At 71.7% G+C, this 17,468-nt stretch carries 13 protein-coding genes; 3 read left to right on the top strand and 10 right to left on the bottom strand.

Annotated features, from left to right (window positions below; all coding sequences use genetic code 11):
* Nucleotides 1-474: 474 nt before the first annotated feature.
* The gene (locus ACFY0F_RS20205) at nucleotides 475-2,418 is read left to right on the top strand and encodes an RICIN domain-containing protein (protein ID WP_388795728.1); all 1,944 of its coding nucleotides are present in this window, start codon (nucleotides 475-477) and stop codon (nucleotides 2,416-2,418) included.
* A gap of 134 nt (nucleotides 2,419-2,552) precedes the next feature.
* Nucleotides 2,553-2,747: a hypothetical protein gene (locus tag ACFY0F_RS20200; RefSeq protein ID WP_388795725.1), complete on the top strand. Its 195-nt coding sequence runs from the start codon at nucleotides 2,553-2,555 to the stop codon at nucleotides 2,745-2,747.
* Between the two features lie 15 nt (nucleotides 2,748-2,762).
* On the opposite strand, the gene ACFY0F_RS20195 is transcribed toward ACFY0F_RS20200, so the two are convergent.
* From ACFY0F_RS20195 to ACFY0F_RS20150, 10 genes are all read right to left on the bottom strand, one after another.
* On the bottom strand, nucleotides 2,763-3,287 hold the full coding sequence (locus ACFY0F_RS20195; RefSeq protein ID WP_388795722.1) for a peptidylprolyl isomerase: 525 nt from the start codon (nucleotides 3,285-3,287) through the stop codon (nucleotides 2,763-2,765).
* A gap of 386 nt (nucleotides 3,288-3,673) precedes the next feature.
* Nucleotides 3,674-4,162 carry a GNAT family N-acetyltransferase gene (locus tag ACFY0F_RS20190; protein WP_388795719.1) on the bottom strand — a complete coding sequence of 163 codons (489 nt, stop codon included), beginning with the start codon at nucleotides 4,160-4,162 and terminating at the stop codon, nucleotides 3,674-3,676.
* 195 nt (nucleotides 4,163-4,357) lie between these two features.
* The gene (locus ACFY0F_RS20185; protein ID WP_388795716.1) at nucleotides 4,358-4,837 is read right to left on the bottom strand and encodes a hypothetical protein; all 480 of its coding nucleotides are present in this window, start codon (nucleotides 4,835-4,837) and stop codon (nucleotides 4,358-4,360) included.
* Nucleotides 4,838-4,945: 108 nt separating this feature from the next.
* Nucleotides 4,946-6,373 (bottom strand): non-reducing end alpha-L-arabinofuranosidase family hydrolase, encoded by a 1,428-nt coding sequence (locus tag ACFY0F_RS20180; RefSeq protein WP_388795714.1) that lies wholly within the window; start codon nucleotides 6,371-6,373, stop codon nucleotides 4,946-4,948.
* A gap of 23 nt (nucleotides 6,374-6,396) precedes the next feature.
* A complete protein-coding gene (locus tag ACFY0F_RS20175; RefSeq protein ID WP_388795711.1) occupies nucleotides 6,397-8,040 on the bottom strand; it encodes a glycoside hydrolase 43 family protein in 1,644 nt (547 codons plus the stop codon).
* 372 nt (nucleotides 8,041-8,412) lie between these two features.
* Nucleotides 8,413-10,629, bottom strand: a complete 2,217-nt coding sequence (locus tag ACFY0F_RS20170; protein ID WP_388795709.1) for an SWIM zinc finger family protein — start codon at nucleotides 10,627-10,629, stop codon at nucleotides 8,413-8,415.
* Entirely contained in the window at nucleotides 10,626-13,514 is a 2,889-nt protein-coding gene (locus ACFY0F_RS20165) for an SNF2-related protein (RefSeq protein ID WP_388795706.1), read from the bottom strand. Before ACFY0F_RS20165 ends, ACFY0F_RS20170 begins: the two co-directional genes overlap by 4 nt.
* 97 nt (nucleotides 13,515-13,611) lie before the next feature.
* Nucleotides 13,612-14,193, bottom strand: coding sequence for a sugar kinase (locus tag ACFY0F_RS20160; protein ID WP_388795703.1), 582 nt, complete (start codon nucleotides 14,191-14,193; stop codon nucleotides 13,612-13,614).
* A complete protein-coding gene (locus ACFY0F_RS20155) occupies nucleotides 14,190-15,335 on the bottom strand; it encodes an ROK family glucokinase (protein WP_388795700.1) in 1,146 nt (381 codons plus the stop codon). Before ACFY0F_RS20155 ends, ACFY0F_RS20160 begins: the two co-directional genes overlap by 4 nt.
* A gap of 213 nt (nucleotides 15,336-15,548) precedes the next feature.
* Nucleotides 15,549-16,286, bottom strand: coding sequence for a GntR family transcriptional regulator (locus tag ACFY0F_RS20150; RefSeq protein WP_388796245.1), 738 nt, complete (start codon nucleotides 16,284-16,286; stop codon nucleotides 15,549-15,551).
* Nucleotides 16,287-16,415: 129 nt separating this feature from the next.
* Here ACFY0F_RS20150 and ACFY0F_RS20145 point away from each other — a divergent pair, with 129 nt between their 5' ends.
* The gene (locus ACFY0F_RS20145) at nucleotides 16,416-17,438 is read left to right on the top strand and encodes a Gfo/Idh/MocA family oxidoreductase (protein ID WP_388795697.1); all 1,023 of its coding nucleotides are present in this window, start codon (nucleotides 16,416-16,418) and stop codon (nucleotides 17,436-17,438) included.
* Nucleotides 17,439-17,468: the final 30 nt, after the last annotated feature.

Genomic DNA, 17,468 nt, shown 5'->3' with positions numbered 1-17,468 from the left:
CAGGTGACCTGTCGACGATCTATCCATCCCATGAATGATGCGCATCCGTGATGCACTGACCCTTGCGGTCATACTCTGTGAGTGCTCGTGCCGGAGCGGGCATCCCGAGCCGGCGGACTCCAGCAAGCCATGCCCGGTCGGCGTCGCAGCCAACCCCGGGGCCGGGGATCCCGCCGGCGCCTTCGGGTAGGGAGTGCCGCGCTCCACCCTTTGCGAAACATGGCATGTCTCCGGAAGAACGAATACCACTCAACCAGAGCAAATGGTCTCCTCTGCTCCGTTCCTGAGTACATTCATCCGCGCACCTGTTGACACCGGGCAGCCACGTCACCGAACTTCATGCGTAACATTCGGCACCCGCAGCCCACAGGGAAGGCCGCGCGTGCAGCGGTTGGGACCGCAGGCCCTCGGGCTGCCGCCCCAACCGCCTCATCCCGGCATCTCAGAGCCGCCGGACACCCCGGGAGTACGCCCATGCCGTCAGGAAGAAGACTGTCCCGTCGTACCCTGCTGAGCGCCGCGGGCGCCGCTGTGGCCGCGAGCACCCTGCCCGTGCTTCCCGGCTTCTCCCGCCTGCTCCCCCAGGCGGCCGCCGCGGACATGCAGACCAATCTCAGCAACCTGGTGGACATGCGCTTCGGCATGTTCAACCACTTCAACATGGGCACGTTCACCAACGAGGAGTGGGCCACCCCGAACCAGGACCCCACCCGCTTCGCGCCCACGGCGGTCGACTGCGCCCAGTGGGCGGCGGCCGCGGCGGCGGCGCAGATGAAGTACGGGGTGCTGACCACCAAGCACCATGACGGCTTCTGCCTGTGGCCCAGCGCCTACAACAAATACAACGTCGCCAACAGCTCCTACAAGCACGACATCGTCGCGCAGTACGTGACCGCCTTCCGGGCCCAGAACCTGAAGGTCGGCCTGTACTTCTCCATCTGGGACCGCACCTACGACGTGCAGGCCTACGACACCCGCCACAACGTCGCCTCCGACCAGGCCGTCCAGCCCGGCGACATCACCTACATCCTCAACCAGATCACCGAACTGCTCACCAACTACGGCACCATCGACATGTTCATCACGGACGGCTACGCCTGGCAGATGGGCCAGCAGGCCGTCCCCTACCAGCGCATCAGGGAACGTGTGAAGTCCCTGCAGCCCGACATCGTGATGATCGACCACGGCGGGCTGTCGGTCCCCTTCCTCGGCGATGCCATCTACTTCGAGGAGCCCCTCGGCATCACCTCACCGACCGGCAACACCTACGCCTCGCTGCAGGGTCAGACGATCAGCAACGGGTGGTTCTGGCACCCGACGACACCGACGGAGTCGCTGCTGAGCCAGCAGGACATCATCTCCCACCTGGGGGACCTGGAGCCCAAGTACACCTCGTTCATCCTCAACTGCCCGCCCAACCGCAACGGTGTGCTGGACGACAACATAGTCAAGCGGCTCTCCGACGTCGGCTCCGCCTGGGGCGGCCCCAGCACCACCCGGCCGCCCCTGCCCACCCAGATGCTGCGCGTCGAACACCCGGTCACCCCCGTGGCCGCCTACGCCACCGCCTACCACACCGGCGAAGGCCCCATGAACGCCATCGACGGCCTCAGCGACAAGAACTTCGAGACCTGCTGGTCCACCTGGAGCCTGCCGCTGCCGCAGAGCATCACCATCGACCTCGGCGGCGCATGGAGCAACATCTCCGGCCTGGAGTACCTGCCCAAGCAGTGGAACCGCAACAACAGCACCGACGGCGACATCACCGCCTGCACCATCTCCACGAGCACCGACGGTGTCACCTTCACCCAGGTCGCCACCGCCTCCTGGGCCGGCAATCGCACCACCAAGTTCATCGAATGGCCGGCTGTGAGCGCCGCCTTCGTCCGCATCCAGGTCACCGCCGCGACCGGTGGCTACGCCAACATCGGCAACCTGCGCATCGGCGGCCGCACCGCGACGCCCACCCAGGGAACCCCCCTCTTCCCCAGCAACGGCACCGTGTACCGCCTCGTCGCCCGCCACAGCGGCAAGGTCGCCGACGTCTCGAAAGCCGACACCACCAACAACACTCCCATCATCCAGTGGCCCTGGCAGAACCACTCCAACCAGAAGTGGACCATCGCCCCGGCGGACAACGGCTACTACAAGATCCGCAACGTCAACAGCGGCACACTCATGGAGATCGGCGGACTCTCCCGGGTGAACGGCGGCACCGCCGACATCTGGAGCGACGCCACCGCCCCCCAGCAGCACTGGGCCATCACCCCCACCGGCGACGGCTACTACCTCCTCACCAACCGGCTCAGCGGCCTGTCCCTCAACGTCGACAGCGGCTCCACCGCCGACGGAGCCGCCATCAACCAGTGGACTTACACCGCCCTCGCCCAGCAGCAGTGGCAGATCATCCCCTCCTGACGCAAAACCCGAACCGACGCGCATCCGGCGCGCACGCGCCGGATGCGGAATCGTCCGGCTGTGCGGTAAGGCGGTGATCCGTGGAGTTTGCGAAGCCAGGCTCATGCCCCTGGCCCGAAGGAGAACCACGAGCAGTGCCGGCACCACGCACATGCCCGGAGGAGTTCCGTGAGCGGGCCTTCCGCGAGGTCCGCACCACGGGCCGGCCGATCACGCACGTCGGCAAGGACCTGGGCATCTACGACCCCACGGGAGGGACACCGGAGCAGGGGCGGTATCTGGCCATGACGGACATCTTTCGACCAGGCGCGTGGCTGGACCCACGGTGACCGCAGTGCAGTTCATCAGGGGCGACAGGACGGCCGGACGCTGAGCAGTTCGGTCCTCAGTACGGGTGTGCCGTCGACAGGCGCCGGTTCCTGCGTGGTTGGCTCGATTCCGCCAGCAGCGATCTTGTCGAGCGTCTTCAGGCCGGCGGCACCGACCGTGCCGAACACCGTGTAGTTCGGTCGCAGCGCGGAGTCGCCGTAGACGACGAAGAACTGCGAACCGTTCGTGTTCGGCCCGGCGTTGGCCATCGCCAGCAGACCACGCCCGTAAAGGCGACGGGTGCCGGTCGGATCGCTCGGTGCCGGCGGCAGGTCCACCGGCAGCTCGTCCTTGTACGCGTACCCCGGCCCACCCTCGCCGGTGCCGGTCGGGTCGCCACACTGCAGGACCTTCAGCGTCGGATACGCCGTCAGCCGATGGCACACCGTGCGGTCGTAGAACCGGTGCCGCGCCAGGTGCACGAAGCTCTGCACCGTGCACGGCGCCTCCGCCCGGTCCAGACGCAGCGGGAGCGGGCCCTGGCTGGTGGGGACAGCCATGTCGACCGTGCCGTGACCGGGGGTGTGCCGTGGGTCGGGCGGCAGGGGAACCGGCCGCGCCGCCGGCTCGTCCGGTGTCTGGGTGTACTGACAAGGACCGTGCGTGGTTCGCGGCGGGGCATCGTACGCGGAGGCGGTGGTGCTGCCCCCGGACACGACCAACGCTGCTGCCGCCCATGCGGTCATGACAGCTCGGTTCATCCTGCACACCCTCCAAAAGATCGCCGGATTTCGAAGCGGTCGCAGCCTAAAGCGCGGCCCGGCAGGTGAGAACCCGCCCGCAAGCCACATCCGCCTCCGCTCCTGGCCGGCCGATATCGCCAGGAGCACACGCAATACCCCCATGCCGTCCGCCGGCCGGGTGGCCTGCGAACCGGCGCACCGCGTCAACCCGAAGAAAGGCGGAACTCGAATTCTGGACGGTTCCACGGCACGGCGGGTGGGTTCGCGGGCGCGGTCCCGATCCGCACCGCACCTGCGCGGTGGTAGAAGTCCTCGGCGGGAACATGCGACACGACCTTGACGCGGTCGATCCCGGCGGCACGGGCCTCCGACTGCATGTGCGTGACGAGCAGCCGTCCGATACCCCGTCCTTGCACGTCGTCGGCGACGAACAGCAGGTCGAGTTCCGGTGGCGCGAGGATGAGCGAGTAGAACCCGAGGACCCGGCCTCCATGCTCGTCGGCGCCGACGGCCACAAAGACGCGGTGGGCCTCGATGTAATCGGGACCGACCCGGTAGCCGGCGACCGCGGCCGCGTACTTACCCTCGTAGGCGCCCGAGCCACGCACGAGTCGCGTGAGCCGTTTGGCATCCCGTGCGACAGCCCTCCGTATCGTGATCGGCCGGCTGATCGGGAAGGTGCGTGAACTCATCGGAAGAGTATTTCGCAACGGGGAATGCCTTCGTGCGGTGGGTCGGCCGCTCGCGCAGCCGCTCCTGCACCGCTCCCGGGACCGAGGATCAGGACGGGGCCTCTTCCGGCCCGTCGAAGCGGTGTTGCAGGGTGTTCGACGGTGTCTCGCTCACGCCTCGGACCCACGTCCGGCGCAGCCGGAAAGCCTCGGGGATCAGTGATGGACGACGATGAGCGAGGCCAGGAGCAGCGCGGCCGCGGCGGACAGCCCCAGGATCCGGTAGGGCCGCCATGCCGTCAGCGCCACGGAGGCGGCCCATGACGCTCCCACTACGACGGCCGGCCACATGCCGACGGTGCTCAGCGCGGCGATGAGCGGGAGCGGTGCCAGCAGGAGCGTCGGCGGGATGACCGTCCGCCCGGGGCGGATACCCAGGAGCCTGTACGCCACGATCAGCCCGACGAGCGCGATGGCGAACGAGGCGGCGTACGACAGGACCGGCCACGGCGTCAGGCACACGCTGGTGTCATCGGCGCACACGCGGTCGTCGTAGGCGTACGCCTCCTGCACAAGATGGATCGACAGGTAGGTGAGAGCGGCACCGGTTGCGGCAGCGCCCGGGATGCGTACAGCCAGAGCCCCACCGGATGGCACAGCGGTTTGCTGGTGCCGCTGTACGGAAGTAGCGTCCATGACAAAAATTGTCTCCGGGCGTGACAGCCGGGGCCTGAGTACGCGTACTCAGGCCCCGGCTGGGTTGTCAGGCCCGGCCTTCCGTACCCGCGGTCACCGCGAGAGAGGTCAGCGCTGCAGGGTGAGGAGGCCCGGCCGCCACGGCAGTTGGTCGTAGGGGCCGTTCGCGGAGGGGGACTTCCCCTGGTAGAGGAACTGCAGGTTGCAGGGGTCGATGGTCATGGTCTGGTCGGGGTTGTTGCGGACCAGGTCACCGTGGCTGATGTCGTTGGTCCAGTTGGCACCGCTGTTGGCCTTGCCCGCGAAGGGGTTGCTCTCGCTGGCGGCCTGCGGGGTCCAGGAACCGCTCAGGCTGGAGGCCGTGAACGAGCGGAAGTAGCGCTGCTCGTTCGCACCCCGGGCCTCGACGATCATCAGGTACTGGTTCTGGCCCTGGACCTTGTAGACCTGCGGGGCCTCGAACAGGTTTTTCACCGAGTCGCTCATGACCGTCGTGTACGACGAGCCGAAGTTGCCCGGGAAGTTCCCGATCGGCATGCTCGCCCGGTAGATCTTGCCGTTGTCACCGGCGAAGAACAGGTACATGTTCTGGCCGTCGGCGATCAGGGTCTGGTCGATCGGGGCGGCGCCGGAGATGCTGCCGGTGAACAGCGGCTGTGGCGCGGACCAGCCGTTGGGGTTGGTGGGGTCGCTGGAGGTGCGGTAGATGAAGGGCCACGCACCCCACTGGTAGGCCAGCACCCAGATGTTCTTGGGTGCGAAGTAGAAGAGCGTGGGCGCCACGGCGGACTGGCTCATCCCGGTCTGGCCGGCCGACGCCATGTCCGACCAGTTCGTGAAGGGACTGAAACTCATCGAGCCGTAGGAGGATCCCGATACGTTCGACGCGTAGACCAGGTGCTTGCCGTTGTACACCACGTTGGTGAAGTCCTTCAGCGAGACCCACCCGTTCTTCGGCTGCGCCAACGCGCCCGTCGACGTCCACCGGTACGTCGACGGAAGAGAACACGTGCCGCCGCCCGGCGGGGTCGGCGTCCCCGACAGGCCGGTCCACTGCTGGTTGCCGCCGCCGTGGCACGTCCAGATCTCCACCGCCGTGCCGTTGGCCGTACCGGCACTCGTGACGTCCAGGCACAGCCCGGACTCCACTCCGACGATCGTGCCGTCGGAGTTCACCCGCCACTGCTGGTTCGCACCGCCGCTGCAGGTCCAGATCTGCACCCGGGTACCGGCAGTGGTGGCGTGGCCGGGGACATCCAGGCACTTGTTGCCGTACACGGTGAGCTGGTTGCTGTCCGTCAGCGTCCACTGCTGGTTGGTCCCACCGGAGCAGTCCCGGATCTGCAGGTACGTGCCGTCGGTCTGGTCGGCGTTCGGCACATCGAGACACCGGCCGGAACCGACGCCGCGCAACGCGCCGTTGGTGGCTGCCTGAGCCGGGTTGGCGACGAGCGTCGCCGCCAGCACGACCAGGGCCGCAACCGCGGTGGCGAGCACCACGGACACATGTCCGCGGCTGAGACTTCGTCCGCGCATGGGGTTCCTCGCAGTCCTTGGGGTCAGGGCGTGGAGAGTTCGAACCGCGTGACGCGGACCGAACCACCGAGCGCCTGGGTGGCGTGGTTGAAGAGGGCGAACCGGTAGCCCATGAAGAACCGCCAGTCGTTGCCCATGGAGAAGTCGGGTCCGAGGCGGGTGAAGGTGGTGCCGTCGGTGCTGTAGGAGAAGGTCCCCGGGCGTGCCGCACCGGGACGGATGTCCGCGCTCGCGCGCAGCCAGATACGGCTGCCCTGGATTGCCGCGCCCGCGAGCTCCCGACCGGTGCCGGTGGTGTTCCAGTTGCCGTCCATGGTCAGCCCGCCGACCATCACGACGCGCGTCGCCCCGCCATCGCGTTCGAGGCCGATCCAGGCGGAGGAGTCGCGCAGCAGTGCGAGTCCGGCCCGGTCGCCGTCACGCATCGCGGAGTGGTCGAGCTCGACCGTGGCGGTGGAGGTGGGGCCCTGGATGCGGTGGGTGAGGGTGTTGCGGGCCCAGTACAGGTCGTTGGTGACCGTCGCGGTCCGCAGGGTGAGACCGTTGTCGACCGACCACTTGCTGTTGTCCGGGTTGTGGTTCCACTCCCACCTCGGTTTGAGGGACGTGCCGTCGAAGGTGTCGACGCCGGTCATGGGGGTGACCTGGCGGGGCGGCGGCGGCACGGCCGGGCTGGGGTAGGAGGTGCCCCATGCGCCGTTCACCAGTTGGACGACGGGCCAGCCGTCCGGGGTCCAGGTGACCGGTGCGAGCGCGGGCATCCGGCCGCCGGGGTAGGCGTCGACGAATGCCAGGTAGTACCAGGCGCCGCTCTGCGTCTGGACCAGACCGCCCTGGTGCGGGACGCCACCGCCGGGGATCGGCCCGCGCAGGTCGAGGAGCACCTGCCGCATCGTGTACGGACCGAAGGGGCCGCCGGAGGATTTCAGGATGTACTGCCCGTTGGCGGGGCGGGTCACGAAGATGTAGTACTGCCCGTTGATCTTGTAGAAACGGGAGCCCTCCAGGGTGCCGACGCTCGACGGGGCCGTGAACACCTGCTGCGTGCGGACCTGGGTGCGGCCGTCGGGCGAGAGCTGGGCCACGTTGATCGTGGTGTTGCCGTACGCCACGTACAGGGTGTCGTCGCTGTCGACCAGGAGTCCCGCGTCGTAGTAGGGCGTGCCGATCGTCGTCAGCCGGTTCCACGGCCCCTCGACCGCCGTCGCGGTGTAGATGTACGTCCGGGCGAAGTCGATCTGGCCCAGCCAGTAGAACGTCCTGTTGCTCGGACGATAGGCCAGCGACGACGCCCAGATCCCCCTGACATAGCCACGGGCCCCGTTCAGATCGTACTTGGCGCCGAAGTCCAGGACCGGCACCGAGTGGCCGGCGATCTCCCAGTGCACCAGGTCGTAGGAGCGCAGGACGGGCGCGCCCGGCGAGTAGTGCATGGTCGAGGCCGAGGCGTAGTAGGTGTCCGCGACGCGGATGACGTCGATGTCCGCGAAGTCCTGCCAGATCACCGGGTTCGTGTACGCCCCGGCGGCGGGGGCCGGCCCTCGGGCGGGAGCGGCTGCGGCGCTGAAGGCGTCCGCCAGTGGGAGAACCGCGCCGGCCGCGAAGCCGGTGGCAGCAGCCAGCGCGCGACGACGCGAGAAAGAGTGATGGGGCCATGACATATGCATGTACGGCGTACTCCTTGCGGCTCGGGCCTTTGCGGGGGGGTGCGGTCCGGAGGTGCCCTGCGATACGAGTGGAGCGGCCTTGTGTGTTCGCAGTTACGAACAACAGTCGAGGTGTCGAGCATCCTGGATGATTGGGGAACCGGTGGACCGCGTCAATACCTCTCGCATGATTCGCGAGTGACCTCGAAACATTCGCCCGCCTGAGCAGCACTTTGGCGCGGGGGCGGGCTCGGTTTCGCGGACGGTGTTGACATGCTCGGGCGCGGCTCTAACATCTCTGCCACCCCGACTTTCCGAATGGTGTCCGAACTTTCGAACCCTCTTCAGGTGATCGCCCCGTGGCGGTTCCGGTGACAAGCAGCCGTCCACGACTCACATGCCGTGCGACGCACCGAGGCCGGTCAACGCGCCGACCGGATCGAGATCGGGAGTACCGCGCGGCCACCAGTCGTCCCGGCCCGGCTCGGATTCGTACGCGTACCACAACCCGTCCCGGCCGAAGCGGAGTTGGACGTCTCCCCGCGGATGGGTGAGGTGGTTGCGCCAGGGGCGGAAGGCCGGGAGGTCGGCGGCGAGCAGGAGCGGGCGGGCCCGGTCGAAGCGGCCCGCCGGTGGATCCCACGGCTCCTCGAGGGCGGTGAGCCCCGCCGGCCCGCCCTGCCGCCAGGCGGCGACCGCCCGTGCCAGCTCGGCCGGGGTGCGGCCGGTGGCGGCGGCCAGTGCCGAGTACAGCGCGCGGGTGGCGGCGGTCAGCCCGGAGCCGGGGCGGGCGGCCGCCTGGCGCACCGCGTCCTGCCAGAGGGTCAGTTCACCGACCGGGTCACGGCCGGTGGTCAGCAGGGCGTGGGCGCGGGCGGCGGCGTCGGTCGCCAGCTGGTCCAGCGCGAACGGGTCGGGGCCGCCCGGCGCCGCCGGGTACACCGGGGGCTGCTGCGGATGCGGCGGCGCGGGCAACGGCGGCGGCAGCGGGGGGAGTTCGCGCGGCGTGAGGACCTCGGTGGCGCGGACGCCGGGAAGGGACTCCGGCTGCCGTTCCCGGGCGGCGCGGGCCGCTCGGGTGGCGCTGCGGCGGGAGAGCGCGTCGAGCAGGTCGCGTTCGCCCCGGCCGCGCAGCAGGAGCAGCACGAAGGGGTCGGCGTCGAGCAGCCGGGCCGTCTGGTAGCACAGCGCCGCCGCGTGCTTGCAGGGGTGGCCGGAGTCGGGGCAGCTGCAGTGGGGGGCCAGGTCGCCGGGGCCGGGCAGCAGGGGGACGCCGCAGTCGGCGAGGGAGTGCGGCAGCTCCTTGTCGAGCAGGGCGGCGATGTGGCCCGGACGGTCGGCGGCCGCGTCCAGGAACCGCTCCCAGTCGGCCTCCTCCAGCGTGCGCAGCCGGACCTGCACGCGGTAGGGCCGCGGGCGGCTGCCGCGTACGTACCCCAGGACGAGGCCCGGCGTCACGGTGATCGCGTCCACGTGCCCCTGCTCGGCGTAACCGCGTCCCCGCGCCAGCCGCTTGATGTCGAGCGCGCCCTGTTCCAGCGCGTCGGCCCACGCGTTGCCCCACCAGGTCTCGGCGAACCGGCCGTCCTGCGGCGACCGGGGCGGGAAGGCGGGGAAGGTCCGGCGCAGGTCGTTGTCGCGGTGCGGGGTGGCCATGGTCTGGGGGACGGGCGGCGGGGGGCTCGGGGCGGAGACGGGGGCGGCAGAGGGCGCCGGTGTGTCCGGGACCGGGGTCGATGCGCGGTCCGGCAGGCCGGCCGGCGGGGCGGACGCGGTCGTCCAGGCCGCCGGATCGCCGGCGTCGGCGCTCTCGCCGGGTCCGCCCGGCGCGTCCGACATCGTCGGCATCCGGAAGGCGGTCGCGAGGAACTCCCGCATGTCACGGGCGCCCTCGCTGCGCTCGGCGGGCGGGAGCGCGGGCCGGCGGGCCGGGGCCGCCGCCGCTCGGGGCGAGCGGGTGGAGGAACGCTCGGGGCGGGTCGAGGCGGGCGACGGCTCCGGGGACGAGGGCCTCGCCTCGGGTGCCTCGGCGTCCGCCGCGGACTCCCGCGCGGCCCGGCGAGCGGCTCGCAAGGCGTCCCGGGCGACGTCCCCTGGGCGTCCGCCCTGTCCCGCCGGGCCGCGACCGCCCGGGGCGGTGAGAGGGGCGGGGCGCTCACCGGTCTCCGGCACCCCGTCCTCCGGCGAGCCGGGGAAGGCGCCGTGTGCCGTCGATCCGGCGCCCTCCGGTCCCGCGTCACGCCGGGCGGCGGCGGAGCGCAGCGCCGCCCGTGCGGCGTCTGCGGGCCTCGGCGTCAGCCGCTCGTCCACGGTTTCCGCGGAGCAGGTCATGCCTTCGGGCGCCTGCGGGTCCTCCGGTGCGGGGACCTCGGGCACCTGCCCGGCCGCCCGGTCCTCGCGCCGGGACCGCTCGGCTTCCGGCCGGACCCCCGCCTCCGGCCGGACCGCGCCCCCGGGCGCCCCGGACACGGCCAGGGCCCCGGCCGGGCTGTCGGGTGTCTCCGGCTGCGCGGTGGGGGCACATCCGGGCGCGGCCGCGCTGCGCCGCTCCCGTGCCTCCCGCAGGGCGCGGCGTGCGGCGTCGGCCGGGCGGGCCGTCCCGCCCGTCATGACGGCCTCCTCAGCGACACCAGGTCGGACAGTTCACGGTCGGTCAGTTCGGTCAGGGCCGCCTCCCCGGAGCCCAGGATCGCGTCGGCCAGGGCGCGCTTGGCCTGCAGCATCTCGGCGACGCGGTCCTCGACCGTGCCCTCGGTGACCAGGCGGTGGACCTGGACGGGCTGGGTCTGGCCGATGCGGTAGGCGCGGTCGGTGGCCTGTTCCTCGACGGCCGGGTTCCACCAGCGGTCGAAGTGGATGACGTGGCCCGCGCGGGTGAGGTTCAGGCCGGTCCCCGCGGCCTTGAGGGAGAGGACGAGGATCGGCGTCTCACCGCTCTGGAAGCGGTCCACCATGCGTTCCCGCTCGGGGACCGGTGTGCCGCCGTGCAGGAGGTCGACCGGGACCGCGCGGGCGGCGAGGTGGGCGGTGATCAGACGGGCCATACCCACGTACTGCGTGAAGACCAGCGCCGAGCCGTCCTCGGCGAGCAGGGTGTCCAGCAGCTCGTCCAGCAGCGCCAGCTTTCCGGAACGCCTGGACAGCCCCTCGGGGTGTGCCTCCTCCTTCAGGTAGAGCGCGGGGTGGTCGCAGATCTGCTTCAGGGCGCCCAGCAGTTTCAGCACCAGGCCCCGGCGCGCGATCCCGCCCGCGGTCTCGATGGCCAGCATCGACTCCCGCACCACCGCCTCGTACAGCGCGGCCTGTTCGCGGGTGAGCGGGACCGGGTGGTCCGTCTCCGTCTTGGGAGGCAGCTCCGGGACGATCCCCGGGTCGGACTTCTTGCGGCGCAGCAGGAAGGGACGGACGAGCCGGGCGAGACGGGCGACGGCCTCCTCGTCCTCGCCGTTCTCCACCGCGCGTGCGTGCCGGGCCCGGAAGGCCTTCAGGGGGCCGAGGAGGCCGGGGGTGGTCCAGTCGAGCAGGGCCCACAGTTCGGAGAGGTTGTTCTCCACGGGGGTGCCGGTCAGTGCCACGCGCGCGGGAGACGGGATGGTGCGCAGCGCCTTGGCGGTCGCCGAGTACGGGTTCTTGACGTGCTGGGCCTCGTCCGCGACGACCATGCCCCACCTCTGTTCGGCCAGGCTCGGTGCCGTGGAGCGCATGGTGCCGTACGTGGTGAGGACGAACCCCCCGTCGAGGGCGTCGAGGCCGTCCAGGGTGCGGTCCGGGCCGTGGAAGCGGCGGACGGGGACGCCGGGCGCGAACCGGGCGATCTCGCGCTGCCAGTTGCCCAGCAGGGAGGCGGGGCAGATCACGAGGGTGGGTTCGGTGCGGGCCCGTTTCAGATGGAGGGCGATCACCGTGATGGTCTTGCCCAGGCCCATGTCGTCGGCGAGGCAGCCGCCGAGTCCGAGGGAGGTCATCAGCTCCAGCCAGGCGAGGCCGCGGAGCTGGTAGTCGCGGAGCGTGGCGTCGAGGCCCGCGGGCGGCGCGGCGGGCCGGATCCCGGCCGTGAGGCGGTCGCGCAGGGCGGCGAGCGCGCCGACGGGCACGGCCTCGACGATCTCGCCGTCGACCTCGGCGCTGCCGGTGAGCGCCACCGACAGGGCGTCGACCGGGTCGAGCAGACCCAGTTCGCGCTTGCGGGCGCGGCGGACCAGGGCGGGGTCGACGAGCACCCAGCGGTCGCGCAGCCGGATGACCGGGCGGTGTGCCTCCGCGAGGGCGTCCATCTCGCCCTCGGTCAGCGGGTCGCCGCCGAGCGCCAGCTGCCAGCGGAACTGCAGCAGTTCCTCGCTCTCGAAGAATCCGGTGCCGTCGGTCGCCGAGCCCGGCGCGGGCCGGACCACGGCGGCGGCGCTCAGGTCCTGCGCGAGGTCCCTGGGCCAGTGCACGGCGACCCCGGCCGCGGCGAGCCTGGTCGCCGCCACGCCGAGCAGTTCGCCGAGCTCGTCCTCGGACAGGGCGAGCACGTCGGGCACCTCCCGCTCGGCGAGCCGGTCCAGCGGCGGCCAGACCCGGGCGGCGCGGCGGACCGCGAGAGCCGCGTCCACGCGCGCGCGTGGCCCGAACGCGCTGTCTGCCTCCCCCGCCCACAGGGCCGTCGCGTCGGCCACCAGCGTGGGGTCGGCGAGGCTGTGCACCTGGACGATCGCCGCGCCCGCGCCCCGCGCGCCCGCGTTGTCGGCGTCGCCGTCGCCGTCGAAGAGGTCGTACGCCGACAGGTCCAGGCGCAGTGAGATCCGCACGCCCGCGTCCATGCCGGCGGCGACCTCGGCGGCCCAGTCGTGGGCGCCGGGCAGCGACTGGGGTTCGCGGGCCGCGAAGGGTCTGCCGGACGTGTGGGGCGCGGCCGGGGTGCGGGGCAGGGTGTCCGCGACCGCGTCCAGGAAGGAGCGCATCAGCGCCTCCGGCTCGGGCAGCCGCAGCGGGCCCGGACCGGGCAGTGGCACGGCGTGGCCCTCGGCGGGCAGGGCGGCGGCCACGGCGCGCAGGTGGGCGATGTCGCCGGGTTCCAGGGGGCCGGCGCGCCAGGCGTCGTGCCCGGCGGGGGTCAGCCCGGGCAGCAGACGGCCGCGGGCGGCCAGCCCGAGGGCGTGCAGGGCCGCGGCTCCCCAGCAGGCGGTGGCCGGGTGGGCGGCCGGGTCGTGGCGGGCCCGCACCAGCAGCGGGAGGGCCTTGTCGAGCGGCAGGGACAGGGCGGGCACCTGCCTGCGGCGCACGGCCGAGCCGTGCCGTCGCACGACCGTCAGCTCCTCGCGTCGCGCGTCCGCCGTCTCCCCCGACTCCGTGGGCTCCGAGGACTCCGTGACCGGGGGCCGGTCGTCGTCCGGGTCCCAGAAGGCGATCCGGCCCTCGCGCGGAAGGGGCGCGGGCAGATAGACGGCCGCGAGCCGCAGCGGGACGCACTCCCCGGTCCCGGCGCGCCCGGCCACCGCCGCCGTGCCGCTCATGCGTTCTGCCACCTCCCGCCCCTGTGTCGGATCATTCGTCTTCGACTGTACGGGCGGGGTCTGACAACCGGCCCCGGCGGCGGGTCGGTCCCTCTCGTCAGGGGACGGTGCGGGAGACGACGTACACCATCGGGAAGTTCGGATCGGACAGGTTCACGACCACGTCCTGGGTGGGTGCCGGGTTCTTCTGCTTGTGGGTGAGGCCCCACCAGGGGCCGGGGCCGGTGAAGGTCCAGCCGGTGATCTTCCGGTCGCGGGCGCCGATGCTGATGTCGCCCTTCTTCAGGGCGTCCCGGCCGACCTGAATGCCCTCCAGGAAGCTGTCCAGGCCGGCGCTGTTGGTGCGGAACTGCACGTAGAGACGGCTGGTCTTCCAGTTGTTCGTCTCGTAGTAGGCGATCCGGTCGGCCGGGTGCGGGACGGGCACCCGGTAGAGGCGGCGCTGCACCTTCGACGGCCAGCCCGCGGTGAGGCCGGTCGCCGAGTACTTCTTCTCCTTGTCCTTGCCGCTGTCCCGGCTCTGGTTGGCGGAGATGACCAGGTAACCGGCCGGGACGCCGATGAGCAGGACGATGATCAGCAGGGTGAGTGCCCTGCGCCTGACCCGGTGGCGCGGGTCCTCGGGCGGGCGGTGCGGCTCGTCCGGGGGCGCGGCCTGGTGGGGCAGCGACGCGGTCATGCGGTGTCCCGGGTGCGGCGGGCCTCGGCGTACCGCTCGTAGCGTTCGTACCGCTCCACCCTGCGCCGCTTGGCGCGCCGGAAGCGTCGGGCGACCAGGCGGGCCAGGTCGGCGGCGCCCACCATGCCGGCCTCCGGGCCGAGCTGGGCCCGGGTGATGCGGGCCTCGGGCCGGTAGCCGCGGCCGGTGAGGTGGCGCTTGAAGGCGTCCCGGGCCGGGCCGATCAGCAGGTCGTCGGCGGCGCTGACACCGCCGCCGATCACGAAGCAGGAGGGGTCGAGGGCGGCGGCCAGGTTGGCGATGCCCACGCCGAGCCACTGTCCGATGTCCTGCAGCAGCTCGATGCACATCGCGTCGCCCTCACGGGCCAGCTCGGTGATCATCGGGCCGGTGATGTCGCCGATGTTCCCCTTGACGTGCTCGATGATCCCGTACGCCACCGGGGAGTCGGCGGCGGCCAGCTCGCGCGCCTCGCGGACCAGCGCGTTGCCGGAGCTGTACTGCTCCCAGCAGCCGCGGTTGCCGCACGGGCAGCGGTGGCCGGAGGGCACGACCTGCATGTGACCGAACTCACCGGCGACGCCGTACTTGCCGCGCTTGACCTGACCGTCCTCCAGGATGGCGCCGCCGATGCCGGTGCCCAGCGTGATCATGACCAGGTGGTCCTCACCGCGGCCGGCGCCGAAGCGCCACTCGGCCCAGGCGGCGGTGTTGGCGTCGTTGTCCACGAGGACCGGCACCGAGAGCCGTCCCGACAGGCGGTCGCGCAGGGGCTCGTTCCGCCACGACAGGTGGGGGGCGAACAGGACGCGGTTGCGGTCGGCGTCCACCCAGCCGGCGGCGCCGATGCCGACCGCGTGCACGTCGTGCCGGTCGGACAGGTCCAGGACCAGCTCGGCGATGGTGTCCTCGACGACCTTCGGGCTCTTGGACTTGTCCGGGGTCTCCGTGCGGACCTTCTCCAGGATGTTGCCGTCGGCGTCCACGACGCCCGCCATGACCTTGGTGCCGCCGATGTCGATGCCGACCGTCGGCACTCGGGGCGCGGTCAGGAGGGACCGGCGTTCCCGCGTACCGGCCGTGCGCAGGACGGTGGCTCGGCGGGAGCCGATGGGGGCGGTGAGGTCGCGGTAGGTGCTCATCGCCGCCGATTCTGCCTCACGCGCGCGTGCCGTGCCGTACTGGGGAGCGATGGAGCGGCCCGGCCGTTTCCGGCGCACGGGTGCCGGCGGCCGGCCGGGCCGGCCGCCGGAGCGGCGCTCGCCCCGAGCCGGCCGTCCGAGCCGTGAGCGCCACCGACCCGCGGGGGCCGTGGTCACATTGTCCGGACATCGGGCGGTGCGGCCGCCGGTACGTCAAGGGCGTACGAGCAGCTGGAACTCGAAGGAGTAACGCGTGGGACGGTAGGTGTGGTCGCCGAACTCGACCGCGCGGCCGGTGTCGTCGAAGGTGGTGCGCTGCATGGTGAGCAGCGGGGCGCCCTCCGTCTCGGCCAGCCGCTCGGCCTCCTCGGCCGTGGCGCCCCGGGCGCCGATGGACTGCCGGGCGCTGTGCAGGGTGATCCCGGCGGACCGCATCAGGCGGTACAGGCCGGTCGCCTCCAGTTGTGCGGTGTCCAGGTCGAGCAGGCCGGGCGGCAGGTGGTTGATCAGGTACGCCATCGGCTCCCCGTGTGCCAGCCTCAGCCGCTCGACGCGGTGCACCTCACTGCCCTCGACGACCCCGAGCGCCGCCGCGACCTCGGCGGACGCCGGGACGACGGTGTTGACCAGCACCTTGGTGGCGGGGCGCTGTCCGGCCGCCTCCAGGTCGTCGTAGAGGCTGCTGAGCTCGAGCGGGCGCTTGACCTGGCTGTGCACGACCTGTGTGCCGACGCCGCGGCGGCGGACGAGCAGGCCCTTGTCGACGAGGGACTGGATGGCCTGGCGGACGGTGGGCCGGGACAGGCCGAGCCGTGCGGCGAGCTCGATCTCGTTGCCGAGCAGGCTGCCCGGGGTGAGCGCTCCGTGCTCGATCGCGGCCTCCAGCTGCTGGGACAGCTGGAAGTACAAGGGCACCGGCGAACTCCGGTCCACACTGAGGTCGAGCGACACGGTGGGGTCCACATCTGGTTTCGGCACGGGCAGAGCGTAGCCCCGTGGATGGTTGACGGGAAGTTGTGTAGTCCGGTTGTCCGGACATACGCATTGACAGCGTACGGTGTCGCCCCTCACTTTGTTTTTATGCGCATCGGGGTCATCGGTACGGGCCGCATAGGCACCATCCACGCGAAGACGCTCAGCCGCCATCGCGAGGTCGGCTCCCTGATCCTCACGGACGCGGAGCCGGCACGGGCCCAGGAGCTCGCGCACCGCCTCGGCGAGACGGCCGCGCCCGGGATGGACGAGATCTTCAGGTGGGGCGTGGACGCCGTGGTGATCACGACGGCGACCTCGGCGCACGCCGAACTGATCGGTCGGGCAGCACGGTCGGGACTGCCGGTCTTCTGCGAGAAGCCGATCGCGCTCGACCTGCCGGGCACTCTGCAGGCGCTGGCCGAGGTCGAGGCGGCCGGCACGGTGCTGCAGATGGGGTTCCAGCGGCGGTTCGACTCGGGCTACGCCGGTGCCCGCGAGGCGGTCCGCTCGGGGCGGCTCGGGCGGCTGCACACCCTACGGGCGCTGACCTCCGACCAGTCCCCGCCCCCTGCCGACTGGCTGCCGCTGTCCGGCGGGCTGTACCGGGACACGCTGATCCACGACTTCGACGCGCTGCGCTGGGTGACCGGGCGGGAGGTCGTCGACGTGTACGCGACCGGGTCCGACCGCGGTCCCGCGATGTTCCGGGAGGCCGGGGACGTCGACACGGGGGCCGCCGTCCTCACGCTCGACGACGGCACGCTCGCCACGGTGACGGCGACGCGGCTGAACGGCGCCGGCTACGACGTCCGCATGGAGCTGGCCGGGGAGCTCGACCAGATCGTCGTCGGCCTGGACGACCGTACGCCGATCGCCTCCACCGAGCCGACCGGGCCGCCGGCCGCGGACAAGCCGTGGACCGGCTTCCTGGAGCGCTTCGGTCCCGCGTACGAGGCCGAGCTGTGCGCGTTCGTCGACGTGGTCCGCGGCGAGCGAGCCAACCCCTGCGACGGCCGGGAGGCCCTGCAGGCGTTGCGGGTGGCCGAGGCGTGCGAACTGTCCCGCCGGGAGCACCGGCCGGTGCGGCTGGCGGAGATACCGGGCGTGCGGGAGCCGGTGACGTGGTGACACGTCGGTGCGGCTCCGCTGCCGGCGAGG

It is taken from the genome of Streptomyces sp. NPDC001544, assembly GCF_042894285.1.
GTDB lineage: Bacteria > Actinomycetota > Actinomycetes > Streptomycetales > Streptomycetaceae > Streptomyces.
This window is presented reverse-complemented; position numbering and strand designations above follow the sequence as displayed.

What these genes read in the sequence shown, in the direction of transcription:
- ACFY0F_RS20170 (WP_388795709.1), bottom strand. Translation starts at nt 10,629, where the DNA reads ATGACGGGCGGGACGGCCCGCCCGGCCGACGCCGCACGCCGCGCCCTG.
- ACFY0F_RS20155 (WP_388795700.1), bottom strand. Translation starts at nt 15,335, where the DNA reads ATGAGCACCTACCGCGACCTCACCGCCCCCATCGGCTCCCGCCGAGCC.
- ACFY0F_RS20190 (WP_388795719.1), bottom strand. Translation starts at nt 4,162, where the DNA reads ATGAGTTCACGCACCTTCCCGATCAGCCGGCCGATCACGATACGGAGG.
- ACFY0F_RS20160 (WP_388795703.1), bottom strand. Translation starts at nt 14,193, where the DNA reads ATGACCGCGTCGCTGCCCCACCAGGCCGCGCCCCCGGACGAGCCGCAC.
- ACFY0F_RS20205 (WP_388795728.1), top strand. Translation starts at nt 475, where the DNA reads ATGCCGTCAGGAAGAAGACTGTCCCGTCGTACCCTGCTGAGCGCCGCG.
- ACFY0F_RS20195 (WP_388795722.1), bottom strand. Translation starts at nt 3,287, where the DNA reads ATGGCTGTCCCCACCAGCCAGGGCCCGCTCCCGCTGCGTCTGGACCGG.
- ACFY0F_RS20165 (WP_388795706.1), bottom strand. Translation starts at nt 13,514, where the DNA reads ATGAGCGGCACGGCGGCGGTGGCCGGGCGCGCCGGGACCGGGGAGTGC.
- ACFY0F_RS20175 (WP_388795711.1), bottom strand. Translation starts at nt 8,040, where the DNA reads ATGCATATGTCATGGCCCCATCACTCTTTCTCGCGTCGTCGCGCGCTG.
- ACFY0F_RS20145 (WP_388795697.1), top strand. Translation starts at nt 16,416, where the DNA reads ATGCGCATCGGGGTCATCGGTACGGGCCGCATAGGCACCATCCACGCG.
- ACFY0F_RS20180 (WP_388795714.1), bottom strand. Translation starts at nt 6,373, where the DNA reads ATGCGCGGACGAAGTCTCAGCCGCGGACATGTGTCCGTGGTGCTCGCC.
- ACFY0F_RS20185 (WP_388795716.1), bottom strand. Translation starts at nt 4,837, where the DNA reads ATGGACGCTACTTCCGTACAGCGGCACCAGCAAACCGCTGTGCCATCC.